Origin of the sequence: Bacillus sp. NPDC094064 (assembly GCF_050279585.1) — a bacterium.
Taxonomy (GTDB): domain Bacteria; phylum Bacillota; class Bacilli; order Bacillales; family Bacillaceae_G; genus Bacillus_A.
Map to the genome: position 1 here is coordinate 380,299 of NZ_JBNNUI010000003.1, position 25,630 is coordinate 405,928.

Below are 25,630 nucleotides of genomic sequence, written 5' to 3' on the forward strand. Positions count from 1 at the left end.
AGAAGACTTACGTTTCCCCATAAGTTCTTCCTCCGGTTTCTCCTCTCCCTTTGCCTTCTTACTAGTACATACTAGTATAAGAAGGGCCCTGCTTTGCAGGGTTTTTTTTTATTTGTCTACTTTTCATTTAAAAAGTGAGATGGTACAGTAAAAGAAAGAGGAGGAAAAAATATGATTCAACGCTTTATAGAACTCGGAGAAGGCTACTCTGATTTATATGAATTACTTGAAATTGCCAAAGCAAATCAAGAACGTATAACCCATATGTTACAATTCGAAACGATAAAAAATGAAAAAAAAGTTTGTTCACTTGTTGTAATATTAAAACCAACCACTACTGGTGATTTCCAACCATTATACATATGTCGTGAAGGCATTCCTATGCTTGAAAATAAAAAAAGTAAACGTGTCGTTTTATTCGAAGAAACGGCAGAACAACTAGGAAAAAAAGTGACTACATTTACTGTAAAACCATCCACAACTTTCCCAGAAAAAGAACTATTTTTCAATCATCTAATTGGCATTTTACGAATGAACAATTTCATTCCTCCAATGAAATAATACTTTATTTCAAGTAAAAAAATCCCCCGCTAAACGTAGCAGGGGATTTTTTGCATTAACTATAATCGTATTCTTTTGCCCGATCTGGACGAGAATTTTCAAATTCTGTTTTTAAAAACGGGCGGTACGACTGTTCTATCTTTTTCACAAAAGGAAGTTTGTTCAACTTATGCATCATATGCTCAATTTGTTCCATATCACAATATACAACTGCATATTTTAAACGCTTTGATATGTAATGTATGTTACCATATTTCCTCAAAATCTTGGCATGTTTCAATGAATGTAAATAAACAATCATACTTTGTCGTTGCCCGAACATAATATTCTCCATCTTCTCCTTTTAAAAACTTATATTTTTATATTTTATGAAACCCAATCAGAAATTTATGACATTATAGAACAAACTCTGTATACGTTTTCTTCCATATTCTAAAAAACGGGGTAACTCACCCCGTTTTTTTGCATCCACAACCGCCACCGGTACCGCAACCGCCGCCACAGCCACCAGCATCAAAAAATGGATTTCCCGTTGGAACTTTAACGGAAGAAGACACCTCAGAGCCGATTGCTACACTAACTTCATCTAATAATTTTTGTAAAGCAGTTTCCACTCGTTTAAAGGCTGCAATCTTATCATGTAAGTCTACAGAACGCTTTAATTCCCTCATTTTCGTTGAAATGAAAGTATAGTCAGGATGGTATTTGCCAAAACGCTGCACTTCCTCATATCGTTCTTTCATCGCTGTAAATTGCTGAATTAACGCCTGAACTTCCATATCTTCATGCAATTCTTTATAACACTTACGATAATCTTCTGCTATATCTGAACAGATGATCGCTTTTGCAAGCTGCTCTGCCTTATCTAATATCAATACGCTTTCCAGCGTCGCTACAATCATGAGAGACACCTCCGAGTATTCATCATACCACATTTATAATAGAACTACTAATTGAAGTGCCTTACTTAAAAGAAAGATATAACTCTAACTGATTTTACACAATCTCAAATATACTTATACATTAATATGTTCCGCAATATTATATTTAAGAACATCCCATTGTCCACTATTTTCTTTCACATAACTAATACATGCATTTTTTAATGGAGTCTTAAACGTAATTTCATCTGGTTCAATTGCATGTAAAATTGCTTTTATCGCATGGGAATGAGCAACAATGATAATACGCTTGCCAGAATGAGTTGCTGCAACATCTTTTAAAGCAGCAAAGCAACGGGTTACAATCTCTTCATCTTGCTCCATACCTTCTACTTTACCTTCTGCAATTAACTCCCTAACAGTCGCAATCGGTTGCCCAGAAGCTTCACCAAAATTTCGTTCAACAAATCGCTCATCTAATAAAATTGATTGTAATCCAGCTGCCTCTGCGATTTCATTAGCTGTTTCTTGCGCTCTAATTAACGGGCTACTAATAATTAAATCCCACGTTTCCGCCTGTAAAGCAGCTGCACTTTGAATCGCTTGCTTCTTCCCAACTTCATTAAGTGGAATATCTTCACGCCCCTGAATAATTTCTCGAAAATTCCAATCAGTTTGTCCATGTCGTACTAAACAAATTTCCGTCATGCTGCAACTCCTTTTTAAATAATCCGCTTCTATTGTAACAAAAGTTCTGCATGACGGACATAGTTTTCCCTTCCAATTATGTCGCATTTTGCTGCTTCATATATTGAAACATATCAATCATAATTGAAGCAACAGCTAATTGATTTTGAAATTTTTCTACTTTATCTGGTATCGTTTTCTTGAAATGCTGCATTGCCGCTAGCTCAAAAGCCTCTTTTTCTTCAGGGTTTCGCGTTAATTTTCTATACCAGTATGGTTGCTCCCTAATATAGCGAGATAAATCCTCATCAGCTTTTATAAACTCCATAAGTTCTGCTCTCATCATCTTTCCCCCTAATCCTTCTGAAAGAAAAATGGATTATTTTCTGAAGTACTTTGTTCTTGCTGCTCACGCTTCCCCTGAAATTGTTGAATAACTTGTTGCACACTACCAATTGCACTTGTCACATTAGCTAAATGATGTTGCATTTGTTCCACATCTAGCTTTTTAAAGAAAGAAAGCATTTGCCCCATCACATCTGCAGTTTTTTCCTCTTCAGTTCGATTATCTTTTTCTTTTTTGTTTTCTTTTACTGAAGAAAATGCAGGCGCTCCATCAGGTCTATAAGTTGCCCATATCGGATCTTCTTCACCAAGTAAGTACCATTCTTCGTAAAACTGTTGCCAAGTTTTTTGACCATTTCTAACTTCATGAACCATTTTAGGGTGATGGTTTACAAACTCTTTAAACTGTTGAACCGATGGATGTAACGGTCCTTTTGTTGTTGGCATAATCCTCACCTCTTCACGTGTATCTACTATATTGTAAGAAAAAAAAGGCGCATGGTTCGCCTATTTTTAGACGATTCATGCACCTTTTTACTCCGTTATTTGTTTGCGGGATGATACCCACCTTACAATCCAGTGAATGCGAAGAAGTTAACCTAGAGAGTAACTATCCATAAAAGCCCACTGCTTGCGGTTTCACTTTATTTTCGGATAAAGTTTTGTGTATAAAATTTGTCATATACCCCAACACCTAATCCAGTAAATTGTTCATTCAATAAATTTTTTCTATGGCCCTCACTATTTAGCCAACCCTGTACCGCCGCAATTCCATCGCTATGTTGCGCCGCTATATTCTCACCAGCAAGTTGAAACCCTACTTTCCCGCGCTGTAAACGATCTCCTAATGTACCTAATGTAGGTGAATCATGTGAAAAATAATTATTGTCTTTCATATCCTTACTGTGACCAATAGCAACATCTGCTGTTTGTTGATCCCACGTTAAAAGCGGCAATTCGTGACGACTTCGAATAATATTTGTTAAATCAAAAATTTGTTGCATATTCCCATTCTCTACTTGTTTCATTTTTTCTGGCGTCAACGGGGGCTCTGCTAGTAATTCACCTGAATACACAAGTTGGTACGGTCTTTGACGTAATAACGTTTCATCATCCATATAACGAACACCAACAAGCTCATGTGTAAAATGATCAAAATATAATTGTGCCCATCCATCTTCTACAGGTATTAACGGTTGTTCCATTACTTCGGTATCAGATAACTCAAATTGATAACTATTTTTCCCTCTTTTTAATGAGATCTCATGTGAGAACGGATTCTTTTTATATACTTCTTCATACTTTTCATTTATATAATAAGGTGTTACCTTAACTTGTTCACCAGCAACATACGCTGTTACAACTTTACGTTCAGAAACTCCAAATTGAACATACTGAGCTAAATCTTGATTATATATCCACCATTCATATCCGTAAGCAGATGGCTCTATTCGGGATGGTTCGCCCCATTTTGCTAATAAATTTTCAGAGTCCCCACCCATCATATTTAAAACCGTATCCGAAGAGTCTTCGTTTACTTGTTTTTTCTTTTTCACAATTTTATTTTCTTGCTTAGATTGAGATGGGGTTAATATATATTGTGAAACGAGTAATTTCCCGTATAAATCAACAGCTAAAATTAAAAATGTAATCATTACGATACGCAATAATTTCTTCAAACGATATACCTCCTGCACAAAACATAAAATTGAGATATACACAAATCCTTTTCTTTCCTTTTTGTGTGTACCGTACTCTTCTCACTATATCATATTTTCGTGAAAAAAGTCTGGATTATCCCTTTTCTCTCAATATGAATTGCACTTTCTTATTATTCATACTATTATAAAAATAATGGTATAACATTAAAAAAGGAGGTATTCTATGCAATTTACAAATACGAAATTTAACGGGGCAGTCGTTGATTTAACACTTTTAACTGAAATTATGGAAAATAACCATTTTGTACTTGCTGGACAGTGGGATTATGAACGAGTTACATACGATTATAAATTCGAGATATTAACGGACGTTTATTATTTGCGAGTGCAAGGTATCGCTATTGAAGGTGACATCGGCAGCAGACACGCTGAAGTAAAACTACTCCCTCCCTTATTAGGAAAGCATTATTATCCTCATGGAGTTGAATATGGTGATGATGAGACTTTCCCAACGAATGTACTCCAAAAAAGCGAACAACTCCTTCAAAATGTTGAAAAAGAATTAAAAGCATTTCAAATTATCGAGTAACCAAAAACGAGTGCATCATACTGATGCACTCGTTTTTTTATCCCTCTATTTACCGGGCAGTAAACGCCCGATTGGTGAAGGCTAATAATCAGTGGGGGATGCCCTCCACTGATTAAAGTTTCAATTTATTTCGTCTGCAAATAAGGTGGTAATTGTTGCAACTGCTCTTTATCCTTTTCTCGTTCTCTACGTGCCCATCTAAAGAATACATAGCCAATAATCGTACCGTACACTATTTCCTGGACAATTTTCATAATGATACCGCCAGTTTGTTGGTCTTGTACTACTGGCATCCAATGCAAAAATTCTGGTCCAGTTATATTTAAATCTGATAAAGTCCCCGCCGGTACACATAGTTCCATCGCTTTCATCCAAGCAGCTGGATCCGTATACGTTGCAAATAACGGGGCAGTCGCAAAAATGATTAATGCACAAGCGGGCGTTAATAATATACCGTTAGCAAACATGTAACCCAGTTTCTTTATATCACTTAACGTTTGATATTCTGGTAATGGATTTAGCATCGGCCACCACATCATCATTGCTGCAAAAAACAAAATAGCAAGGCAAATAGGATGTAAAACTTGACTTTGTTTTACAGTATCAAATACAACTGGCAAATGATAAAAAGAGAATAAGCCATTAAATACAAGCAAAGCAATGAGTGGTTTTGCAAAGACTTTCAACATAATTTGAACAAACTTAAAAGAAGTAATATAACGATATAACCAAACTGGTATACCTAGTAGTAATAAAGGTGGTACTGCAATATACATAATCGCCATTTCAAACATATGTGCACTAAATACAATATGTCCTATTAAATCGATTGGCCCCCCTTTTACAAAATACAAAAGAACAATTCCGATTGTAAAATAGAAAATCTGTTTCTTACTTACTTTAGTCGCATTTTCAAATCGTTCTCTATACGGCCCAATAATTAAAAAGTACCCAATCAAAATAGAAATCATAAACAACATAAATATAGGGCTCCATAAAGCTTGAAAACCGAATATCCATAAGTTATCCATTTTCCACACCTACCTTCTGAAAACTGTTTTCTCCTTTCACTTAACGTGAATAAGGGGACTGTGATAGCACAAGTCCCCTATGTCTTACTGTTTAAATCCATACAATTGTCATAAAAGCTAATATTGTAATTAGCCCTATTAGCAAGCCAGAATAGAGAAAGAAACTTGCTGCTTCATGCCCTTTATGACTCATATGCATAAAGTAGTATAATTGAAAAATCACTTGAACCACTGCTAATAGTAAAATAAACGGGACAGAGAAAATTGGACTAAACGTTTTCGGGTATGCTACCGCTACAAATGCTACTAATGTCAAAAATATCATTAATGCAAATGTAATAACTTGGTGCTTCATTTCCTCCGCACTTTTTCTCTTTCGATAAACAAGATCGACCTTAGGATTATTCGTTTGCTTTATTGCCATTGTTTATCCCACCATTCCCATCAAATATACTACAGTGAAAATAAACACCCAAACTACATCAATAAAGTGCCAATAGATTGATGCAACGTAAAACTTTGGTGCATTGTATAGATTTAAACCTCGCTTCGCATTTCTGAAGATTAATGTTAATATCCAACACAATCCAAACAATACGTGAAGTCCATGTGTACCAACAAGAGCATAAAAAGCTGAACCAAATGCGCTACTTCTCATAGTATGCTTAAATTCATGCGTATAATGATAAAACTCATATATTTCAAATCCCAAAAAGCCTAAGCCAAGTAACACTGTTACAAGTAACCAAAGCTGCATTTTCTTAAAGTTAAAGTTTTTCATGTGATACATCGCATATACACTTGTTAAACTACTCGTTAATAAAAGCATCGTCATAATGAAAACGAGTGGCATTTGGAACATCTCTTGAGATGTTGGTCCACCATTTGTAGAGTTTTTTAGCGCTAAATATGTGCCGAATAAGGAAGCGAACAACACTGTTTCGCCTCCAAGAAATAACCAAAAACCGACAAACTTATTTTTGCCCTCAAGGGTTGCTTTTTCAGGCTCTGCTGGAAATGTTTCATTTGTTAATTTTTCATCTACATGCATTACGCCTTGCCCCCCTTATCCTCTAAATCTTCCTTATGAATATGGTATCCGTGATCATCGATTACTGAACGTAGGAACATTGTGCCAAATGTAATGATTAAACCAATAATTGCTACTAATAACCAAAACTTATCTTTTCCACCTTGCATATACATTGCACCGAATGCCGCTATGAATAAGCCTAGAGAAATGATAAATGGTGAAAATGAAGCATTTGGCATATGAATATCACCAACTGGTTCCGCCGCTGTCATCTCTTTATTACCTTCACGTTTTTCAATCCAAAACGGATCTAACCCACGAACAAACGGTAATTGTTTGAAATTGTATTCTGGTGTAGGTGCTGGCATTGTCCATTCTAATGTACGCGCATCCCATGGATCACGACCAGCTTTCTCTTTTGATACAGTTGTTTTAATTACATTGAATAGAAGAACAATCGTTCCAAGAGCCATAAACACCGCTCCAACAGAACTAATCATATTCCCCATTTCCAAACCTTGACCCTCAAGATATGTGTAGTAACGGCGTGGCATCCCAATCAATCCAAGGAAATGCTGAATAAAGAATGTTAAATGGAAACCGATGAAGAATAACCAAAATGTTATCTTTCCTAACGTTTCATTTAATACTTTATTAAACATCAGTGGCCAATAATAATGGGCCCCCGCAAGTAAACCAAATACAACACCGCCGACGATTACATAATGAAAATGCGCTACTACGAAATAGTTATCATGAAATTGATAATCAGCTGGTGCAGATGCAAGCATAACGCCTGTAACTCCACCCATTACGAATGATGGAATAAAAGCTACTGCCCACATCATCGGTGTCGTAAAGCGAATACTTCCGCCCCACATTGTAAAGAGCCAGTTGAATATTTTAATACCGGTCGGAACTGCAATCGCCATTGTTGCAACTGAGAAAATAGCATTTGCAACTGGCCCAAGACCAACTGTAAACATATGATGCGCCCATACCATAAATCCTAAAAATCCGATTAGTACAGTCGCAAATACCATTGATGAATAACCAAACAATCGTTTTTTCGAAAATGTAGCGAAGATTTCTGAGAATATTCCGAAAGCTGGGAGTATAAGAATGTATACTTCCGGATGACCAAAGATCCAGAATAAATGCTCCCATATAATTGTATTCCCGCCTAAGGCCGGATTAAAGAAACTTGTGCCAAATAAACGATCTAACATTAAAAGCCCTAATCCTACCGTTAATGGTGGAAATGCAAATAATATAAGTGATGATGTTACAAATGTTGTCCATGTAAACATCGGCATACGCATATATGTCATTCCTGGCGCACGCATATTAATAATTGTAACAAGGAAGTTAATACCACCAATCAATGTACCAATACCAGATATCTGTAAACCGAGTACATAAAAATCAACACCATGGCCTTTAGAAGCTAAAGCTAAAGATGCATAAGAAGTCCAACCTGCATCCGGTGCTCCACCTAAAAACCAACTTAAATTTAAAAATACTCCACCAAAGAAAAATAACCAAAATCCGAGTGAATTCAAAAACGGGAACGCTACATCGCGCGCACCAATTTGAAGTGGTACGGCTGCGTTCATAAATGCAAACACGAGTGGCATAGCTGCGAGGAAAATCATTGTTGTACCGTGCATCGTTAATACTTGATTATAAGCATCCCCAACAAGAAAAGCATTGTTAGGAATCGCTAATTGAAGGCGAATAAACAAGGCTTCTAATCCGCCTACTATAAAAAACAATCCACCTGCAATTAAATAGAGAATGGCAATCTTTTTATGGTCTACTGTCGTTAAATAATCCCATATGACAGCACCCATCCCCTGTTTTTTTGCTACAGAACTCACGTTTTCAACCTCCCCTTCGCGAATAATCCCTCTTTACTTCTCAACTTTTAACGTCTGTAAATATGCATTTAATGCATCAATTTGATCATCCGTTAAGTTGCCATATTTACCAGTCATTTTATTTCCTGGCTTCATATTTTCAGGATCTTTAAGCCATTTTTTTAAGTTTTCTTCATTGTTTTCGGCAATACCGGCAACCATATCGCGATCAGCAAAGTTTGCTAAGTTTGGTGCGATACGAGCGGAAGGTGGTCTACTATCATTAGATCCAACTGCATGACAACCAATACAGCTTTTGTTAAATATTTCTTGGCCCTCTTGTGCCTTTGTTGAAGCTACTTCTTTTTTCCCATCAATCTTCTTCATATCAGCAAGCCATTTTTTGTACTCGCTTTCATCCAAAGCTTTCACTTTAAATTGCATTAAAGAATGTGATGGACCGCAAAATTCTGTACAAAAACCATTATAAGTGCCCGATTTATCTGCCTTTAACCACATTTTGTTTACATTATCTGTATTTGTATCCATTTTTCCAGCTAAAGATGGAACCCAAAATGAATGTTTAATATCGGCACCCTTCAAATTCAAATACACTTTCTTGCCTGTGGGGATAACTAAATCTTGAGAAGTTACTATTTTTTCTGATTTATAAGAAAATTCCCACCAATAAAGATTCGCTGTTACATCAACAACGATAGTATCTTTATCAATATTCTTTTTCTCCATCGCACTTACATCAGCAAGTTTGAATGTATATGTAACCGTCGGAACAGCTAAGATTAATAAAAGTATAATCGGAATAACTGTCCATATAATTTCTAGTTTGTGATTCCCTTCAACTTGCTCTGGAATAAAATCTTCCTGACCTTTCTTTTGTCGGAAACGCACAATTACATATAAGAAAATAATAGTAACTACTAGTACTACTCCTACCATGATCGCACTCGCTAGTAAAAGCAGATCATATTGCATTTTTGCTACTTCTCCTTGCGGAATTAAAGTAGATTGAAAGGCTTTACCGCATCCCCCTAACAGTAAAGCCAGCAGTGAAACGAACGAAAGCAGTCGCCACTGTTTCTTCATACAAACAACCCCCACTTTCCTTGTGAATTAGATTGTACTTTATAGTTAAGTAAAGTAAATCTCAACGTAAAGAAATCCAATTATGTCGTTGTCTTAGAAGAATGTAACTACAATCATTGATACAAATAAGATTGTTAAATAATTTAGGGAATAAACAAACATTTGTACGGACCATTTGATGTCATCTTTCTTACGGAAGCCATAAAACCCTAAAACGATCCATCCGATGTTAAGCAGTGTTGCGATTACCATAAATGTTATCCCAAGTCCACTCATATAAAATGGTAGTGGTAATAAACATACTGTCCAAATCATAATTTGGCGTTTCGTAATTTCAAATCCATGAACTACAGGAAGCATTGGGATTCCTGCATTTCGATATTCATCAACACGTTTCATCGCTAATGCGAGAAAATGTGGGATTTGCCAAATAAACATAATTAAAAATAACATCCAAGCAATTGGATGACCTAAAGATGGATCAACTGCCGCCCATCCAATTAAAGGTGGAACTGCTCCAGATATACTACCTACAACAGTATTTAGTGTATACTTTCTCTTTGTCCATAAAGTATATAAGACAACATATGTGAAAGCACCAATAAACCCCATTAATACTGCCATCGGTGTTGTTAATAATAAAAATACAAATCCCAGAAGTAATATAACTAGTCCAAATGTAAGTGCGAATCCTGGTTTATACTTTCCAGTAACCGTTGGACGGGTTTTCGTTCTTTCCATTAACGGATCGATATCTCGATCAATATAGTTATTTAAACAACATACCCCTGCCATAATTAATCCAGAACCAACGATTGTAAAAAATAACTTATCCAGATTGTCCATTACACTTAATCCATTAAAATGTAGTGCCAACCAAAATCCTGTAAATACAGTAAGTGTATTTGAGTTTACAATCCCCATTTTAACGAGCGCTGATAAATCTTGTAGCCGAGTTGTTTCCGGTACACTTGTTACAGCTGACTCATCATGCAGCTCACTTGTTGCATGGTTCATCACTTTAACCCCCTCTTAAAACTTTCATCTTTCTTTTTGCGCTTATTTCGAATGAAATAATTCGCTTCTATATAGCAATATTATTACAGTAGAAATATTGTTAACCCATTCTACTACTAATCTACGCCCATACTCCAATATATTAAATCATATTTCCCGAACATTTTGTGAAGAAAACATGAACTTTTTGTGTCGAACATAAAAAAATTTATTCTTACTTATCCTTATCATAACATGATGTTACCTTCTATAATAAACTATTTTGTCATATTTAACACGTTTTCTCCCCATTTCTTTTCAAAACAGCCTGTTTTTCACCTAAAAATTTCCTTACGCATCCTCTTTTCACAATCGTTTCCTCTTCCTTGTCCTCCCCCTCCATTTCTTTGCTATTTTATTATTTTTTATATATCATAGGAACTAGCGCGTTTTATTCTATACATAATGGAATGAAAATATTTCGCAATAACTTCATAGCAGAAAGATGGTGAAAGAGATTGCAACGCTTTATTAAATGGTTAGCAGTCATTACGAGCCTTGATTTATTAATAGTTTTATTAGGAGGCGCTTTAGTTACAAAAACAGGTTCTGGTCAAGGTTGCGGTAAATCATGGCCACTTTGTAACGGTGAATTTGTTCCATCTAATTTATCAATGGAAACTATTATTGAACTAAGTCACCGCCTTACATCAGGATCAGCAGGAATTCTTGTCACTCTCCTTTGTATTTTGTCCTGGAAATATTATAAACATGTGCGCGAAACAAAAACGTTAGCAATTTTATCCTTCGTATTTTTAGTTGCACAAGCATTAATGGGAGCCGCAGCAGTTGTTTGGGGACAAGTACCAGCAGTACTTGCTATCCATTTCGGTATTTCCTTAATTTCATTTGCTTCTGTCATTTTGTTAGCGTGTCTTATTTTTGAAATTGATCAGAAATTTGATGCACGTTCACTTATTATGGACAAAAAAATGAAATTTCATATTTATGGTGTAACAATTTACTGTTATATCGTTGTCTACACAGGTGCTTTAGTACGTCACGAACGAGCTACCTTAGCTTGTCCAGACTTCCCTTTATGTAGCAAAAATAGACCTATACCAACTCAACTGCATGAGTGGGTTCAAATGGGACATAGAATTGCAGCAATGTTAATCTTCGTTTGGATACTATACGCGATGATTATTGCTATTCGTCAATACAAACAACAACGCGTAGTATACTGGGGATGGATTATTTCCTTTATCCTTGTAACACTTCAAGCTATTGTTGGGATTTTAGTTGTATTTACAAATGCTAGTTTAACAATGGCATTATTACATTCCCTATTCATTTCTTGCTTGTTTGCTGTATTATGCTATTTAGTTATGCTGGGTACAAGAAGTAAGGTCAATGCAAAAGAAGCCGAATCAACTTCTAAACAAACAAAATAAATTTAAATACCTTGCCCATTCGGCAAGGTATTTTTTGTAATAAAAAAGAGCTGCTTTCACAGCCCATTTTTTATTTTAATGATCTAATTCAATAAGTAAGTCACCTGTTTGAATCGCGTCTCCATCATTTACATATACTTTCTTCACCTTACCATTGAACGGCGCTTGAACTGTCGTTTCCATTTTCATCGCTTCCGTAATTGCCATAGAATCGCCTTTTCTCACTTCATCGCCTTCTTTTACAACTACTTTAATAACCGTTCCTGGCATTGTTGCACTAATATGGTTTGGATTTTCACGGTTTCCTTTCATACGTTGGGCAACTGTCGCTTTCACACTTTCATCTTTCACAACAATTTCACGTGGTTGACCGTTGAATTCCAAGTAAAGAACACGATTCCCATCCGGCTGAGGTTCTCCAATTGATACGAGTTTAACCATCAATGTTTTACCTTGTTCAATTTCCACATCAATTTCTTCACCTAGTCTCATACCATAGAAGAATGTCGGTGTATCAAGCACAGATACATTTCCATAGAGCTCAGCAACTTTTTCGTAGTCCATAAATACTTTCGGATATAATGCATATGCAACTACATCAAAAATCGTCACTTCGCGTCCGAGTTTATGGAATAACTCTTCTTTTAAAGCATCAAAATCTACTGGCTCTAGTAATTCACCCGGTCTTACTGTTAAAGGCTTTTTCCCTTTTAAAATAATTTCTTGTAATTCTTTCGGGAAACCACCGTATGGTTGTCCTAAATCTCCTGAGAACATTTCAACAACAGATCCTGGGAAGTCCATAGAATGTCCACGTTCTAAAACATCTTGTTCTGTCAGGTGATTTTGAACCATAAATAATGCCATATCACCGACAACTTTAGATGATGGTGTTACTTTTACAATATCTCCAAACATATCATTCACACGGCGATACATTACTTTCACTTCATCAAAGCGATCACCTAAGCCAACCGCTTTCGCTTGTTGTTGTAGATTACTATACTGTCCACCTGGCATTTCGTGCATATATACCTCTGTATGAGGGGCGTTCATACCACTTTCAAACGGTGCGTAGTATTTACGTACATCTTCCCAGTAATGAGATAGTTTTTCTAATGAATCTATATTAACGTCTGGCTGTCTTTCGTTTCCACCTAATGCATAGTATAGCGTGTTCGCACTTGGTTGTGACGTTTGACCAGCCATAGAACTTACTGCTACATCTACAATGTCAACGCCTGCTTCAATTGCCTTCGTATACGTTAATATACCATTTCCACTTGTATCGTGTGTGTGCAGGTGAATCGGAATCGATACTGTCTCTTTTAATGCTGAAACTAGATCATATGCTGCGTTTGGTTTTAGTAAGCCCGCCATATCTTTAATTCCTAATATATGAGCTCCTGATGCTTCTAACTCTTTTGCTAAGTTTTTATAATAATTCAAATCATACTTGCTACGTAGCGGATCATGAATATCCCCTGTGTAACACATTGTCGCTTCTGCGATTTTACCAGTATCTCGTACAGCATCAATCGCAACTCTCATACCTTCAACCCAGTTTAAGCTATCAAAAATACGGAACACATCAATTCCAGCTTGAGCAGAACACTCCACAAACTTTTGAATTAAGTTATCTGGATAGTTTTTGTAACCAACTGCATTTGAAGAACGAAGTAACATTTGGAATAAAACGTTTGGCATTTTTTCACGAAGATCTAGTAATCGTTCCCATGGATCTTCTTTTAAGAAACGATAGGCAACATCAAACGTTGCACCGCCCCACATTTCTGCTGAGAATAAGTTTGGTAACATTCTCGCTGTTGGTTCTGCAATTTGATGTAAATCTTTTGTACGAATACGAGTTGCAAGTAATGATTGATGTGCATCACGGAATGTTGTATCAGTTAATAGTACACGTTTTTGATCTTGTACCCATTTTACTAATCCATCCGCTCCACGCTCATCCAAAATTTGTTTCGTCCCATTTTGGATTGGCTCTGAGTGTTTTACGTTCGGTATACGAGCATCATGGAATATTGGCTTCTCTTTTTTTCCTACTCCCGGGAATCCATTTACTGTTACTGAACCAATGTAATTTAACATTTTCGTTCCACGGTCTTTACGTTTTGGGAACAAGAATAGCTCAGGTGACACATCAATAAACGAAGTATCATATTCTCCTGATAAAAAGTTTTTATGTTTTACTACATTCTCTAGGAATGGAATATTTGTTTTTATACCACGAATACGGAATTCTTTTAAGTTACGTTCCATTTTTGCAGCAGCTTGTTCAAAAGTAAGCGCCCAAGTTGTAACTTTTACAAGTAAAGAATCATAGTACGGTGTAATAACTGCACCTTGGAAGCTATTACCTGTATCAAGACGCACACCAAAACCACCGCCTGATCGATACGCCATTATTTTCCCTGTATCTGGCATGAAATTATTTAGTGGGTCCTCAGTCGTTACACGAGATTGGATTGCAAATCCATGAACAACCACTTCCTCTTGCTTAGGTACACCTACTATCTTACTATGTAATGCATGCCCATCAGCTATTAAAATTTGCGATTGAACGATATCCACTCCTGTAACCATCTCTGTAATCGTATGTTCTACTTGAACACGTGGATTTACTTCAATGAAATAGAACTCATTATCTTTTACAAGGAATTCCACTGTTCCTGCGTTTAAATAGTTTACATTTTTCGTTAACTTTACAGCAGCTTCACAAATACGCTGACGCAAATCATCCGAAAGTGATACACTCGGTGCAATTTCTACAACTTTTTGATGACGACGTTGTACAGAACAGTCACGCTCGTATAAATGAACAACATTGCCCTCTTCATCTGCTAAAATTTGTACTTCTATATGTTTAGGTTTTTCAACGAATTTTTCTACATATACTTCATCATTACCAAAGGCTGCTTTCGCTTCTGACTTCGCTCGATTATACGATTCTCTTAATTCTTCACTCGTACGTACAATACGCATACCACGACCGCCACCGCCAAGGGACGCTTTAATAATAATCGGGTAATCATACTTTTCAGCAAATTCTACGACTTCTTCTAGTGAATTTACCGGACCATCGCTACCAGGAATAACTGGTATTTGTGCTAGCTGCGCTTGTGTTCTTGCTTTAACTTTATCTCCAAACATATCTAAATGCTTACTTTTTGGGCCGATAAAGATAATCCCTTCTTCTTCACAACGTTTTGCGAATTGAATATTTTCTGACAAGAAACCATATCCAGGGTGGATTGCATCTACATGATTACTTTTCGCAATCTCAATAATGCCCTCAATATCTAAATAAGCATCAATTGGTTTTTTTCCTTCCCCAACTAAATAGGACTCATCGGCTTTATAGCGATGATAAGAACCACTATCCTCTTTCGAATAGATTGCAACTGTTTTTAATCCAAGTTCCGAACAAGCTCGAAACACACGAATTGCAATCTCTCCACGGTTAGCTACCAATACTTTTTGAATACGTTGCAGCTTTGTCATGATTTTCCCCCTCTACTTTCCTACCACTCTAGAGATAAAATATATACACACTCTAAAGAGCGTGAAGTTCTTCACTTTCCACATTATATTATACTTAGAAAGCTTCACTTTATTTTTATCCATCATACCTTATTTTTTAACAAATGATAAGTTTTCTGATCAATTTGTTTCACAAAAATAGTATAGCATACCTCTTCCTTTTCTAACAACCTAATTGTATATCACATTCATTTGAATGTGATATATTTTTTTAGTATAAAAACAAATTGATACATCATATTTGGAATTTGTTAAAAACAAAAAAACACATTGTGCTCTAAAGCACAATGTGTTTTTATTTTACAACTACAAGATGCGGGCCACCTTGTTCTCTTTCTATCATTAACTCATTCTGTTGTTGCTCTTGCCGTTTTACATGACTAGCAATATTCAATAATATCCCCATCGCAAGTAAATTAGCTAATAAAGAACTACCACCGTAACTAACAAACGGTAAAGGTACTCCTGTCAGTGGTATCAATCCAGACATCCCACCAACATTAATAAACGTTTGAACTCCAAACAAGCCCGCGATGCCAATCGCAATTAAACTTCCAAATGGATCCGCACACTTTTGTGCAACTCTAAATGTCCGAATAATAATAAGCAATAAACAGATTAAAATAATAGCCACACCTATAAAACCAAGTTCTTCAGATATAATTGCCATTATAAAATCCGTTTGCGGTTCTGGTAAGTAGCCATACTTTTGCACACTATTTCCTAACCCTCTACCATTTAACCCACCTGAAGCAATTCCAATAAATGAATTTACTAATTGAAATCCATCCTTTTGAGGATCATTAAATGGATCAAGAAAGACTGAAAAACGTGCCTTTTGATACGGATTTAACACATAGCTTCCTAGAAAATATAGTGCCGGAATCCATAGTATAGAAGTTAAAGCAATTCGTTTAATCCATAAATTAACATTAACTCCCGAACAAAGAAACATAATTCCTACGGTTCCCATAATTAACAAATCGGTACCTAAGTCATTTTGCTTTAAAATTAAATATATGATAAAACCAACACCCAAAAGGATTGGTCCCGATCCTTTAAAAACAGGCGTATTCGTTTCTTGCTTTTTCGCAAAAAAATTCGCCAATATAAGGATCACTGTTATCTTTACAAATTCTGCAGGCTGGATTCCAAATACCCACCCATTTGCGCCGTTTACTGTCTTAGTAAAAAAAGCTGCTGCTGCTAATAATGCAACACTAATAGCATAACTCCCTAATAAAAAGATCCGTTTCCTCCAAATTTTATATGGGATAATAGCAAGAATTAGTAGTACAATTGTCCCAACAGCTAAAGTAAATAATTGTCTTTTAAAAAAGAAGTTTGCTGGTTTATCAAATCTCGAAATCGCAACAATGGAACTCGAACTATATACCATTATAACTCCCAGCACACATAAGATAACAAGAGGAAGTAACAATGAATAATCCATTGATTTCCATAATTTTTTCATTTCATTTCCTCTCTCTGTTTCAATTTAATTATTGTTGTATTCCATATGTATATAGGTTCTTCCTGCTTTATTATACAAATAAAAAGCTCAAACTAATTTAGTTTGAGCCCCCTTATTTGAACCCGTTATTGTTGTTTGTTTGTAAATGCTTCATGAAGTGCAGATAACTCACGTTCGAGCTCACCTAACATTGCTTTCCCTTGTTCTTCTGCAATAAGACCAAGGCGAACTGCAAAATCAACCTCGCGGGATAGTCCAAACATTTGTGTGTCTAACACTTCTTCATATAATGGACATTGCGGCATTGTAAGGTGGTCCATTTGCACCTTAATAAGTCTTAAAATCTTCTCCGCATCCGCTTGTAGAAGGGCTAGTGCCTTTTCCTGATGATTTGCTACTGTCTCAGACGCCAAATTGATTCCCTCCGTTTCCGTCCTACTCTCCTCTATCCTATCTATTAATATTAGCGATAGTTTTAACAAATTGCAATAGAAACATTTTTTGTGACAACAGTGTCTAATACTATTATACTGAAAAGTGGGAGTATAACACAAATGGGGGAACAACGATGAGCGAAATTTTATTTATTAACGGAAAAGTACGTTTTCCAATCACTATCGATCCAACTGTTTGGATCTTTGATGATCGAAAAGTAGATTTGACAACTTACTTTGATGAAACTAGAGAAAACATATCTGAACTAGAAACTTATTTAAAAAACACTTCTGAACATTGGGATCGTGAAATCCGTGATGGTGCTGTTTTTCCACCGATACAACAAAGTGTAAAGAAATATAAAAAAGAACAGTTGATTACCGGAACATTCGGTATACCCTTCCATCCATTTCTTGCCAACGCTGAAATGGATGCGGACGCTACGCAAGTCGAAATTGAAACAGTAGATCATACACTGACGCTTCCGTTAGAAACTGTCAAAAATGCAATTCTTGGCTTTTCAAAAGAAGGAAAGCCATTAAAAGAAGATGGACCTGTGCATCTATATTTCAATGATGGATCTAACAGACAAAATCCGATCCGTAACATCCGTAAATTTACAATTATTTAAAGTGTATAAAAAGGAGTGAGCATATGCTCACTCCTTTTTATAATAGATCGGCTGCAAGTTGAGCTAAATTAGAGCGCTCCCCTTTCACAAACTTCACATGACCACTAATTCGTTGCTCTTTAAATTTCTCCACAACGTAAGTTAACCCGTTATTATATTCATCTAAATACGGATGATCAATTTGCTGAGGATCTCCCATTAATACAATCTTACTTTTTTCTCCTACCCTTGTTAGTATCGTTTTCACCTCATGCTTTGTTAAATTTTGCGCCTCGTCAATTATAATGAACTGATCCGGAATACTTCTTCCGCGTATATACGTAAGGGCCTCTACTTCAATCGAGCCCATTCCAGCTAAAATAGCATCTAATTCCCCTGGCTTTTTCGTATTAAATAAATACTCTAGATTATCAAAAATCGGTTGCATCCATGGTCTTAACTTTTCTTCTTTTTCTCCTGGTAAATAACCGATATCTTTTCCGACTGGAACGATTGGTCTTGCAACAAGTAATTTTTTGTATAACCCTAAATCTTCCGTTTGCATTAATCCCGAAGCTAACGCAAGTAACGTTTTTCCTGTACCAGCTTTCCCCGTTAACGTTACAAGCGGAATATCTTCGCGAAGCAACAATTCTAATCCCATTATTTGTTGCACATTGCGTGGTCGTATTCCCCATACTTGCTCATTGTGAAAAATAAGTTTCTTCACTTTCTTACCTAAGTGATCCACAATTCCAAGTGCAGAACTAGAACCCCCTAGCGCATCTTTCATCACCACAAACTGATTTGGATAAAAAGGATGATTTGCAATTTCAGATAAAGGTAATTCACCTTTTTCATAAAAATAATCCAATTGTTCTTTTGATATATACCCTTCTAAAAATCCTGAATATATATTATCTACTTCAATTACGCGATCACTTAAATAATCTTCAGCCTTCAATCCAATTGCATCAGCTTTTACCCTTACGAGCACATCTTTACTTACTAAAATAACAGACTTCCCGTCCTCTTTTTCTTGTTCTTCTAAAGATAGATTTTTTGCTACAGCTAAAATTCGATTATCATTTGTTTTCTCTACGAAAATATCTTGTAGTTGAACAAATGAACGGTGATTTAATTCAATACGAAATGTACCGCCGTTTTCTAGCGGAATACTTTCATGCAGCTTTCCTATTTCACGAAATTTATCTATTAACTTAGATACATAACGAGCATTTCGTCCTACTTCGTCCATATAACGTTTCTTTGAATCAACCTCTTCTAATACAACTGCTGGAATCACTACTTCATTGGTTTCAAATGAAAAAATAGATAAAGGATCCTGCAAAAGTACATTCGTATCTAACACATAAATTTTATCCAACCTGTTACCCCCTGACTCCACTTTTAAATTTGTAGAACAAGGGTTTCATCCATAAAATATGGACGAACCATTGTTATAATTATATGTACCGTATAAACGAGGTAGAATCGAAATTTATAGCCATTAAACCTTTTATTTATTTTTTATTCATTTCTATTCAATATATTACTTTTAATTATAATTATTAACATAAAATCACAATAACCGATTACAAAAGTTAATAACTGACTTTTTTATTTATCACATTTATAATTCTTTCATCCCTACCAACACTTGATTATCCAGTTTTTTCGCTGCCCGAAGATCGTATGTTTTTTCATATGTTGGTTCAATTGCAAGTTTTGCTCCATAAAACATCACATCACGTACTTCTTGCACATTTACTTCTATTACAGTTAATTTTAGAGGAATGCCTTCCATTCTATCTGTCAAAATTTCACCAGCACCACTTATGGAAAATACGGATCCATTCGCCATTATAGTCAATACTACTCCTGTATTGTGCCTTATATTTTCCACAATACGTGAACGTTGATCTACCGCAAATCGAATACTAGTTTCACTCAATGCATACACCCAAGAAATAGCACTTACGTTAGGGACTTGTTTTTCGAAATCTGTCGTTGCTACCATAACAATACATTCTTTACGTAACGTTTGTACTAAATCATCTGTTAATGTAGGCTCTACTACATTCGCCATATTTCCACCTCCAAATATACTTGATATATCCTTATCATAACTTATTTTTCGAATTGCGAAAATATTATTTTTTCCTGCTATTATTCAAAAACATTACACTTCCATGATATACTTATACTGATAGAATCTGTATTGAGGTGACGAAATGAGAGTCAAATGTATGATTTGTGATAAAAAAGATATGTTAGATGATGAAAATCCTATGGCAAAAAAACTGCGTAACCGCCCTATTCATACATATATGTGCATGGAATGTTCGGAACGAATTGCAGAGCGTACGATGGAACGTCATGCAAGTGGTAATTTCCGATTATATCGTGATAAAAAAGTTGAAGACGATTGGTAAAATATAAATAAGTCCTTATCTATATGATTAAGGACTTATTTATATTTTTCAGGTTCACGATTCATTTGATCCAAGAAACAATCAATAGCTTCTAATGGAAATCTTGCAGATTTTCTTTCCCCGTTCTTTTCATATGTAATTAAATACATTTCTTCGTTCTTTTTAACTTCCACATTCTTCAATTTATGTTCTTCATATATCATATTTTGAAATAACAAATACGTTTCTTTTGCAGCACTATCATCTGGACGTGCTTCCGCAACTGTTTTAATTGTTAACCAATTATATAATGCATCTTGTACTGAACGCATAAAACTTCGCCTCCTCACCCTGCTTTTTGTTGTCTTGCTTGACGTAAACGTAATCTATAAATCCCAAGTACAATTGCCGCTACAACAAGCCCCTCGCCAACAGGTAAAAAAACTGCAAAGAAAGTTAACACGGTGCATCCAATCGCTAACGATATATATATCACTATATTTTTTATTATCGATAGCTTTCTTGCAAAACCTAAATTATACACAAGTGCACTTAATATAATAATGATGCCATACAGTAACCACATCCCTAGTTCTGGATTTTCATCAACTTTACATAATTTCGCGAAAAACGACATTCTTTCTAACATCATTCATCCCCCTTTCTCACAAAATACAAATTTTATTTATGTACTTAATACAAGAGTAACCCGCAAAAAAAATACTGTCCACAAAAAAGAGTAAATATTCTAAAAAATACAGATAAAAAAGAACAGCTACCCTAACTAAAGGTAGCTGTTCTAATATTTTACGCTTCTACAGATTTCTTTTTCTTAGCAGCTCTTTCGCGCTCGCTCTTATCAAGAATCTTTTTACGTAGACGAATTGATTCTGGAGTTACTTCACAGAACTCGTCTTCATTTAAGTACTCTAATGATTCTTCTAAAGTCATTAGACGTGGTTTTTTCATTGTTGAAGTTTGGTCTTTCGTTGCAGAACGAATGTTAGTTTGTTGTTTCATTTTTACAACGTTAACTGTTAAATCGTTCTCACGTGTATGTTCTCCTACAATCATACCAGCATATACTTCTGTACCTGGTTCAACGAAGATTACACCGCGATCTTCAACTTGCATAATACCGTATTGTGATGCTTTTCCTGTTTCAAGTGAAACAAGAACACCTTGGCGACGTCCACCAACTTGACCAGCGTGTACTGGTTGGTAAGAATCGAATGTGTGGTTTAAAATACCGTAACCACGAGTTAATGTTAAGAATTCTGTAGTATAACCAATTAAACCACGTGCTGGAACCATGAAAGTAAGGCGAACTTGACCATTTCCATTATTCACCATATCTAACATTTCACCTTTACGTGCACCCATTGATTCCATAATAGAACCAGTGTATTCTTCAGGTACATCAATTTGTACGCGCTCTACAGGCTCACATCTTACGCCATCAACTTCTTTAATAATTACTTCTGGCTTAGATACTTGTAATTCGTAACCTTCACGACGCATGTTTTCAATTAAGATCGATAAATGCAATTCCCCACGTCCAGATACGATCCATGCATCAGGAGAATCTGTATTATCTACACGTAAACTTACGTCTGTTTCTAATTGTGAACGAAGACGCTCTTCAATTTTACGAGAAGTAATGTATTTACCTTCACGACCTGCAAATGGGCTGTTATTTACAAGGAATGTCATTTGTAGTGTTGGCTCATCAATACGTAATAATGGTAAAGCCTCTTCATGCTCAACCGGACATACCGTTTCACCTACGTTAATGTCTTCCATACCTGAAACAGCTACTAGATCTCCAGCTTTTGCTTCTTCAATTTCTTGACGTTTTAATCCAATGTAACCAAATAATTTCGTTACGCGGAATTGCTTCACGCTTCCGTCTACTTTCATTAAAGCAACTTGTTGTCCTACTTTCATTGTACCGCGGAATACGCGTCCAACCCCAATACGCCCAACATAGTCATTGTAATCAAGAAGTGCTACTTGGAATTGAAGTGGCTCTTCGCTGTTATCAACTGGTGCTGGAATATGTTCAATAATTGTGTCAAACAATGATTTCATATTCTCTTCTTGATTTGCTGGATTTGAATCTAAGCTTGCTGTTCCGTTCATTGCTGATGCAAATACTACTGGGAACTCTAATTGATCTTCGTTTGCACCAAGTTCGATGAATAAATCGACTACTTCATCAACTACTTCATCAGGGCGAGCGAAGTCACGGTCAATTTTGTTTACAACAACGATTGGAGTTAAATTTTGCTCAAGAGCTTTCTTTAAAACAAATCGTGTTTGTGGCATACAACCTTCATATGCATCAACAACAAGTAGAACACCATCAACCATTTTCATGATACGTTCTACTTCTCCACCAAAGTCAGCGTGACCAGGTGTATCTAAAATGTTAATTCTTTTATCTTCATAGTGAATCGCAGTATTCTTTGCTAAAATTGTAATACCACGTTCTCTTTCTAGATCGTTTGAGTCCATTGCGCGTTCTTCAATATGTTCATTCGCACGGAACGTCCCCGCTTGACGTAATAACTGGTCAACAAGTGTTGTTTTACCATGGTCAACGTGGGCAATAATTGCTATGTTTCGTAAATCTTGTCGTTTTTTCAACATGTCCAACTCCTAATGTCTTTTTAATCCTTCTCTATTATAAGAGCGAAGGGGATACAATGGCAATCAAAATAAAATCAAGAATGAAAATATAGTTGTATTCTTACTTTTGTGAAAGTAAAATGAGATTGGAGGGTGAAGAAATGGAACACATTCAATATCGCTTTTTATTAACCGCAATTATCGGTGTTATTTTCTTAATTGGTATCGGTATTATGATTGCTGAAAATAGCCCCATCGGTGTTATTATTTGCATTATCGGCACATTTGTTACAGTTGGATACGGTTTTGTAACAAAAAGAAAAATGCGTAAATCGCAATAACGTTAAAAAGTAAGAAGCTTCTTTAATAGCCTCTTACTTTTTTTGTTATTGCGATACGAATGGTAATATTTCTTCATATACCCTTGGTTTTCCAACTAACACACTGCTCTTCTCTACGATAGAAAGTGGCGTTCCGGAGAATGTTGTCACCTTTCCTCCAACTTCCTCTACGATTATTTGTCCCCCACCAAAATCCCATGGTGATAATCTCGGTGTTACATATGCATCTATTCTTCCCGTTGCAACGTATACCATTTCTAATGCTGCACAACCATATGACCTCGTACCTCTCGCTTTCTTAACAAGTGTCATCATTTTTTCCATATTAAGCAATGGGTTGTCGGTAAGCCATATTGCATTTAGAGCAATGATTCCTTGCTCTACTGTACCTTCTTCCAACATCGGAATAGATACACCATTACAAAAAGCCCCTCCCCCCTTTACAGCATGATATAGTTCATCATGAACTGGATCATAGATTAGACCAATTCTTCCGATACCGTTCTCATAAATTCCAATTGAAATTGCGAAATTTCTTTTTTGATGAACAAAGTTCATCGTGCCATCAATTGGATCAATTAACCAAACAACCCCATCAGATGAAGTAACCTCATCTCCGTAACCTTCTTCGCCTAAAATATAATGGTCCGGGTATGTTTCTTTAATTTTCCCAATTAAAAACTGCTCCGTTTCTCGGTCCATATTCGTTACTAAATCCGCTGCATTTGATTTTGTTTCTATAATAAGTGCTTTTTTCATTGATAACATTAAACGCTCTCCTGCGTCTCGAATCCATTGTTTTGCATGTGTATCAATGTCTTTCCATACCTCGTGCATGTTTAAACACTCCGATCTTTACTGTTCACAGAAAAAACGAACCCTTTATAAGGTTCGCACCAACTAATTTTTTATACATATACTATTATTACGCTTCTAAACGAATCATTTCAAGTCTTAACACTTCTAACTTTTGTACACACTCTTCTTTTTTCTGATTATCGTTTTCCATCATCGCATCATATAAAGTTGCTAATTCATAATCTAGCTCCAAACGTAGCACCGGAATTCTCTTTTCAGCATCTGTTCTCTTTAACGCATTAATCACCTGTCTCATATTATTTGCCTCCTCCCAATATTCGTTTGCCCTCGGACTAGAATTAATTCAATTTTCTGATTTTTTGTTTTATACTATACTATGTTGGATAAATCATCTATGCAACAAAATTATATTTTTTTATATAAATTTTTTTGTGCTGTTTTTTTTATGAATAGTACAAGCTATGCTAAAATAAAAGCAAAATAGGAGTTGGAGGAACAATCATGACACTACAAACATTCAAATCAACTGATTTTGAGGTCTTTACAGTTGATGGTCTCGAAGAACGAATGAGTGCAATTAAAACGAATATTCATCCTAAGCTAGAAGCTTTAGGGGAACAGTTTGCAGAGTATTTATCTAAACAAACTGATGAAAATTTTTTCTATCATGTGGCAAAACATGCCCGTCGCAAAGTCAATCCACCAAACGATACTTGGGTTGCTTTTTCAACAAATAAACGCGGATATAAAATGTTACCACATTTCCAAATTGGGTTATGGGGTACTCATGCCTTCATATACTTTGGTTTAATCTATGAGTGTCCACAAAAAGTGGAGACGGCTCACGCCTTCTTAGAACATTTAAATGATTTAAAAACAAATATTCCAAATGATTTCGTTTGGTCCATTGACCATACTAAACCAAGTGTAAAATTGCATAACACGCTTGAAATAGAAGACTTACAAAAGATGATTGAACGTTTAGCTACCGTGAAAAAAGCAGAATTATTAGTTGGTATTCATATAGCACCAGAGGAGTTTTCAGCAATGACCAACGAACAATTCCTTGCTAAGATTGAATCTACGATGCAATCACTCCTTCCTTTATATGCACTTTGTAATCGATAGTAGAAAACGGACAATT

The 25,630-nt window shown here is 35.8% G+C and carries 29 protein-coding genes; 7 read left to right on the top strand and 22 right to left on the bottom strand.

Going from position 1 to position 25,630, the window contains the following annotated elements:
* Positions 1 to 171: 171 nt before the first annotated feature.
* Entirely contained in the window at positions 172 to 561 is a 390-nt protein-coding gene (locus ACQKNI_RS09690; protein ID WP_088230194.1) for a DUF7147 family protein, read from the top strand.
* A gap of 55 nt (positions 562 to 616) precedes the next feature.
* Here the strand turns inward: ACQKNI_RS09690 and ACQKNI_RS09695 are convergent, their stop codons facing one another.
* The 6 genes from ACQKNI_RS09695 to ACQKNI_RS09720 form a co-directional block, all read right to left on the bottom strand.
* On the bottom strand, positions 617 to 883 hold the full coding sequence (locus ACQKNI_RS09695) for a YlbG family protein (RefSeq protein WP_002093356.1): 267 nt from the start codon (positions 881 to 883) through the stop codon (positions 617 to 619).
* A 127-nt stretch (positions 884 to 1,010) separates the two neighbouring features.
* Complete coding sequence (locus ACQKNI_RS09700; RefSeq protein ID WP_088230195.1) at positions 1,011 to 1,463, bottom strand: YlbF family regulator; 453 nt, start codon at positions 1,461 to 1,463, stop codon at positions 1,011 to 1,013.
* 114 nt (positions 1,464 to 1,577) lie between these two features.
* Positions 1,578 to 2,150, bottom strand: coding sequence for a histidine phosphatase family protein (locus ACQKNI_RS09705; protein ID WP_088230196.1), 573 nt, complete (start codon positions 2,148 to 2,150; stop codon positions 1,578 to 1,580).
* Positions 2,151 to 2,226: 76 nt separating this feature from the next.
* A complete protein-coding gene (locus tag ACQKNI_RS09710; RefSeq protein WP_088230197.1) occupies positions 2,227 to 2,472 on the bottom strand; it encodes a YlbE-like family protein in 246 nt (81 codons plus the stop codon).
* A gap of 11 nt (positions 2,473 to 2,483) precedes the next feature.
* Positions 2,484 to 2,921: a YlbD family protein gene (locus ACQKNI_RS09715; protein ID WP_088230198.1), complete on the bottom strand. Its 438-nt coding sequence runs from the start codon at positions 2,919 to 2,921 to the stop codon at positions 2,484 to 2,486.
* Positions 2,922 to 3,118: 197 nt separating this feature from the next.
* The gene (locus ACQKNI_RS09720; RefSeq protein WP_088230199.1) at positions 3,119 to 4,153 is read right to left on the bottom strand and encodes a CAP domain-containing protein; all 1,035 of its coding nucleotides are present in this window, start codon (positions 4,151 to 4,153) and stop codon (positions 3,119 to 3,121) included.
* A gap of 205 nt (positions 4,154 to 4,358) precedes the next feature.
* Between ACQKNI_RS09720 and ACQKNI_RS09725 the strand changes: the two genes are divergently transcribed.
* Complete coding sequence (locus tag ACQKNI_RS09725) at positions 4,359 to 4,724, top strand: YugN family protein (protein ID WP_088230200.1); 366 nt, start codon at positions 4,359 to 4,361, stop codon at positions 4,722 to 4,724.
* Between the two features lie 125 nt (positions 4,725 to 4,849).
* Here ACQKNI_RS09725 and ctaG read toward each other — a convergent pair whose 3' ends face one another.
* The 6 genes from ctaG to ctaB all read right to left on the bottom strand — a co-directional run bounded on the left by ctaG (position 4,850) and on the right by ctaB (position 10,768).
* On the bottom strand, positions 4,850 to 5,755 hold the full coding sequence (ctaG, locus tag ACQKNI_RS09730; protein ID WP_088230201.1) for a cytochrome c oxidase assembly factor CtaG: 906 nt from the start codon (positions 5,753 to 5,755) through the stop codon (positions 4,850 to 4,852).
* A 91-nt stretch (positions 5,756 to 5,846) separates the two neighbouring features.
* On the bottom strand, positions 5,847 to 6,179 hold the full coding sequence (gene ctaF / locus ACQKNI_RS09735) for a cytochrome c oxidase subunit IVB (protein WP_000985700.1): 333 nt from the start codon (positions 6,177 to 6,179) through the stop codon (positions 5,847 to 5,849).
* A gap of 3 nt (positions 6,180 to 6,182) precedes the next feature.
* Positions 6,183 to 6,806 (bottom strand): cytochrome c oxidase subunit III, encoded by a 624-nt coding sequence (gene ctaE, locus ACQKNI_RS09740; RefSeq protein ID WP_000557861.1) that lies wholly within the window; start codon positions 6,804 to 6,806, stop codon positions 6,183 to 6,185.
* The gene (gene ctaD, locus ACQKNI_RS09745) at positions 6,806 to 8,641 is read right to left on the bottom strand and encodes a cytochrome c oxidase subunit I (RefSeq protein WP_170952755.1); all 1,836 of its coding nucleotides are present in this window, start codon (positions 8,639 to 8,641) and stop codon (positions 6,806 to 6,808) included. The genes ctaE and ctaD overlap by 1 nt, the downstream gene beginning before the upstream one ends.
* Positions 8,642 to 8,701: 60 nt before the next feature.
* Positions 8,702 to 9,751: a cytochrome c oxidase subunit II gene (gene coxB / locus ACQKNI_RS09750; RefSeq protein ID WP_088230203.1), complete on the bottom strand. Its 1,050-nt coding sequence runs from the start codon at positions 9,749 to 9,751 to the stop codon at positions 8,702 to 8,704.
* 93 nt (positions 9,752 to 9,844) lie between these two features.
* Entirely contained in the window at positions 9,845 to 10,768 is a 924-nt protein-coding gene (gene ctaB, locus ACQKNI_RS09755; RefSeq protein WP_088230204.1) for a protoheme IX farnesyltransferase, read from the bottom strand.
* A 497-nt stretch (positions 10,769 to 11,265) separates the two neighbouring features.
* On the opposite strand from ctaB, the gene ctaA reads away from it, so the two are divergent.
* A complete protein-coding gene (gene ctaA, locus ACQKNI_RS09760; protein WP_088230205.1) occupies positions 11,266 to 12,201 on the top strand; it encodes a heme A synthase in 936 nt (311 codons plus the stop codon).
* Positions 12,202 to 12,276: 75 nt separating this feature from the next.
* On the opposite strand, the gene pyc is transcribed toward ctaA, so the two are convergent.
* The 3 genes from pyc to ACQKNI_RS09775 all read right to left on the bottom strand — a co-directional run bounded on the left by pyc (position 12,277) and on the right by ACQKNI_RS09775 (position 17,649).
* A complete protein-coding gene (pyc, locus tag ACQKNI_RS09765; protein WP_088230206.1) occupies positions 12,277 to 15,723 on the bottom strand; it encodes a pyruvate carboxylase in 3,447 nt (1,148 codons plus the stop codon).
* A 334-nt stretch (positions 15,724 to 16,057) separates the two neighbouring features.
* Positions 16,058 to 17,236 (bottom strand): FtsW/RodA/SpoVE family cell cycle protein, encoded by a 1,179-nt coding sequence (locus ACQKNI_RS09770; RefSeq protein WP_088230207.1) that lies wholly within the window; start codon positions 17,234 to 17,236, stop codon positions 16,058 to 16,060.
* 125 nt (positions 17,237 to 17,361) lie between these two features.
* Entirely contained in the window at positions 17,362 to 17,649 is a 288-nt protein-coding gene (locus ACQKNI_RS09775) for a YlaN family protein (protein ID WP_000135694.1), read from the bottom strand.
* Positions 17,650 to 17,804: 155 nt separating this feature from the next.
* Here ACQKNI_RS09775 and ACQKNI_RS09780 point away from each other — a divergent pair, with 155 nt between their 5' ends.
* Complete coding sequence (locus ACQKNI_RS09780) at positions 17,805 to 18,302, top strand: peptidyl-prolyl cis-trans isomerase (protein ID WP_427282348.1); 498 nt, start codon at positions 17,805 to 17,807, stop codon at positions 18,300 to 18,302.
* Positions 18,303 to 18,339: 37 nt separating this feature from the next.
* Here the strand turns inward: ACQKNI_RS09780 and ACQKNI_RS09785 are convergent, their stop codons facing one another.
* Together ACQKNI_RS09785 and ACQKNI_RS09790 are read right to left on the bottom strand one after the other, a co-directional pair.
* On the bottom strand, positions 18,340 to 19,668 hold the full coding sequence (locus ACQKNI_RS09785; RefSeq protein WP_000358079.1) for a PhoH family protein: 1,329 nt from the start codon (positions 19,666 to 19,668) through the stop codon (positions 18,340 to 18,342).
* 246 nt (positions 19,669 to 19,914) lie between these two features.
* Positions 19,915 to 20,370 carry a pyridoxamine 5'-phosphate oxidase family protein gene (locus tag ACQKNI_RS09790; RefSeq protein ID WP_088230210.1) on the bottom strand — a complete coding sequence of 152 codons (456 nt, stop codon included), beginning with the start codon at positions 20,368 to 20,370 and terminating at the stop codon, positions 19,915 to 19,917.
* 145 nt (positions 20,371 to 20,515) lie between these two features.
* On the opposite strand from ACQKNI_RS09790, the gene ACQKNI_RS09795 reads away from it, so the two are divergent.
* Positions 20,516 to 20,716, top strand: a complete 201-nt coding sequence (locus ACQKNI_RS09795; RefSeq protein WP_001995040.1) for a YlaI family protein — start codon at positions 20,516 to 20,518, stop codon at positions 20,714 to 20,716.
* Positions 20,717 to 20,751: 35 nt separating this feature from the next.
* Here ACQKNI_RS09795 and ACQKNI_RS09800 read toward each other — a convergent pair whose 3' ends face one another.
* From ACQKNI_RS09800 to typA, 3 genes are all read right to left on the bottom strand, one after another.
* Positions 20,752 to 21,027, bottom strand: a complete 276-nt coding sequence (locus ACQKNI_RS09800; RefSeq protein WP_088230211.1) for a hypothetical protein — start codon at positions 21,025 to 21,027, stop codon at positions 20,752 to 20,754.
* Positions 21,028 to 21,041: 14 nt separating this feature from the next.
* Positions 21,042 to 21,344: a YlaH-like family protein gene (locus ACQKNI_RS09805; RefSeq protein ID WP_000893656.1), complete on the bottom strand. Its 303-nt coding sequence runs from the start codon at positions 21,342 to 21,344 to the stop codon at positions 21,042 to 21,044.
* 158 nt (positions 21,345 to 21,502) lie between these two features.
* Complete coding sequence (gene typA / locus ACQKNI_RS09810) at positions 21,503 to 23,347, bottom strand: translational GTPase TypA (RefSeq protein WP_088230212.1); 1,845 nt, start codon at positions 23,345 to 23,347, stop codon at positions 21,503 to 21,505.
* A 140-nt stretch (positions 23,348 to 23,487) separates the two neighbouring features.
* Here typA and ACQKNI_RS09815 point away from each other — a divergent pair, with 140 nt between their 5' ends.
* Positions 23,488 to 23,667, top strand: a complete 180-nt coding sequence (locus ACQKNI_RS09815; protein WP_071746871.1) for a DUF5325 family protein — start codon at positions 23,488 to 23,490, stop codon at positions 23,665 to 23,667.
* A 45-nt stretch (positions 23,668 to 23,712) separates the two neighbouring features.
* Here ACQKNI_RS09815 and ACQKNI_RS09820 read toward each other — a convergent pair whose 3' ends face one another.
* Positions 23,713 to 24,504, bottom strand: a complete 792-nt coding sequence (locus tag ACQKNI_RS09820) for an inositol monophosphatase family protein (protein WP_088230213.1) — start codon at positions 24,502 to 24,504, stop codon at positions 23,713 to 23,715.
* Positions 24,505 to 24,592: 88 nt separating this feature from the next.
* Positions 24,593 to 24,781, bottom strand: coding sequence for a hypothetical protein (locus tag ACQKNI_RS09825; protein ID WP_001250169.1), 189 nt, complete (start codon positions 24,779 to 24,781; stop codon positions 24,593 to 24,595).
* Between the two features lie 206 nt (positions 24,782 to 24,987).
* On the opposite strand from ACQKNI_RS09825, the gene ACQKNI_RS09830 reads away from it, so the two are divergent.
* The gene (locus ACQKNI_RS09830; RefSeq protein WP_088230214.1) at positions 24,988 to 25,614 is read left to right on the top strand and encodes a YktB family protein; all 627 of its coding nucleotides are present in this window, start codon (positions 24,988 to 24,990) and stop codon (positions 25,612 to 25,614) included.
* The last annotated feature ends 16 nt before the right edge of the window (positions 25,615 to 25,630 follow it).

What these genes read in the sequence shown, in the direction of transcription:
- ACQKNI_RS09690 (WP_088230194.1), top strand. Translation starts at nt 172, where the DNA reads ATGATTCAACGCTTTATAGAACTCGGAGAAGGCTACTCTGATTTATAT.
- ACQKNI_RS09695 (WP_002093356.1), bottom strand. Translation starts at nt 883, where the DNA reads ATGTTCGGGCAACGACAAAGTATGATTGTTTATTTACATTCATTGAAA.
- ACQKNI_RS09700 (WP_088230195.1), bottom strand. Translation starts at nt 1,463, where the DNA reads ATGATTGTAGCGACGCTGGAAAGCGTATTGATATTAGATAAGGCAGAG.
- ACQKNI_RS09705 (WP_088230196.1), bottom strand. Translation starts at nt 2,150, where the DNA reads ATGACGGAAATTTGTTTAGTACGACATGGACAAACTGATTGGAATTTT.
- ACQKNI_RS09710 (WP_088230197.1), bottom strand. Translation starts at nt 2,472, where the DNA reads ATGAGAGCAGAACTTATGGAGTTTATAAAAGCTGATGAGGATTTATCT.
- ACQKNI_RS09715 (WP_088230198.1), bottom strand. Translation starts at nt 2,921, where the DNA reads ATGCCAACAACAAAAGGACCGTTACATCCATCGGTTCAACAGTTTAAA.
- ACQKNI_RS09725 (WP_088230200.1), top strand. Translation starts at nt 4,359, where the DNA reads ATGCAATTTACAAATACGAAATTTAACGGGGCAGTCGTTGATTTAACA.
- ctaG (WP_088230201.1), bottom strand. Translation starts at nt 5,755, where the DNA reads ATGGATAACTTATGGATATTCGGTTTTCAAGCTTTATGGAGCCCTATA.
- ctaF (WP_000985700.1), bottom strand. Translation starts at nt 6,179, where the DNA reads ATGGCAATAAAGCAAACGAATAATCCTAAGGTCGATCTTGTTTATCGA.
- ctaE (WP_000557861.1), bottom strand. Translation starts at nt 6,806, where the DNA reads ATGCATGTAGATGAAAAATTAACAAATGAAACATTTCCAGCAGAGCCT.
- ctaD (WP_170952755.1), bottom strand. Translation starts at nt 8,641, where the DNA reads ATGGGTGCTGTCATATGGGATTATTTAACGACAGTAGACCATAAAAAG.
- coxB (WP_088230203.1), bottom strand. Translation starts at nt 9,751, where the DNA reads ATGAAGAAACAGTGGCGACTGCTTTCGTTCGTTTCACTGCTGGCTTTA.
- ctaB (WP_088230204.1), bottom strand. Translation starts at nt 10,768, where the DNA reads ATGAACCATGCAACAAGTGAGCTGCATGATGAGTCAGCTGTAACAAGT.
- pyc (WP_088230206.1), bottom strand. Translation starts at nt 15,723, where the DNA reads ATGACAAAGCTGCAACGTATTCAAAAAGTATTGGTAGCTAACCGTGGA.
- ACQKNI_RS09770 (WP_088230207.1), bottom strand. Translation starts at nt 17,236, where the DNA reads ATGAAAAAATTATGGAAATCAATGGATTATTCATTGTTACTTCCTCTT.
- ACQKNI_RS09780 (WP_427282348.1), top strand. Translation starts at nt 17,805, where the DNA reads ATGAGCGAAATTTTATTTATTAACGGAAAAGTACGTTTTCCAATCACT.
- ACQKNI_RS09790 (WP_088230210.1), bottom strand. Translation starts at nt 20,370, where the DNA reads ATGGCGAATGTAGTAGAGCCTACATTAACAGATGATTTAGTACAAACG.
- ACQKNI_RS09795 (WP_001995040.1), top strand. Translation starts at nt 20,516, where the DNA reads ATGAGAGTCAAATGTATGATTTGTGATAAAAAAGATATGTTAGATGAT.
- ACQKNI_RS09800 (WP_088230211.1), bottom strand. Translation starts at nt 21,027, where the DNA reads ATGCGTTCAGTACAAGATGCATTATATAATTGGTTAACAATTAAAACA.
- ACQKNI_RS09805 (WP_000893656.1), bottom strand. Translation starts at nt 21,344, where the DNA reads ATGTTAGAAAGAATGTCGTTTTTCGCGAAATTATGTAAAGTTGATGAA.
- typA (WP_088230212.1), bottom strand. Translation starts at nt 23,347, where the DNA reads ATGTTGAAAAAACGACAAGATTTACGAAACATAGCAATTATTGCCCAC.
- ACQKNI_RS09815 (WP_071746871.1), top strand. Translation starts at nt 23,488, where the DNA reads ATGGAACACATTCAATATCGCTTTTTATTAACCGCAATTATCGGTGTT.
- ACQKNI_RS09820 (WP_088230213.1), bottom strand. Translation starts at nt 24,504, where the DNA reads ATGCACGAGGTATGGAAAGACATTGATACACATGCAAAACAATGGATT.
- ACQKNI_RS09825 (WP_001250169.1), bottom strand. Translation starts at nt 24,781, where the DNA reads ATGAGACAGGTGATTAATGCGTTAAAGAGAACAGATGCTGAAAAGAGA.
- ACQKNI_RS09830 (WP_088230214.1), top strand. Translation starts at nt 24,988, where the DNA reads ATGACACTACAAACATTCAAATCAACTGATTTTGAGGTCTTTACAGTT.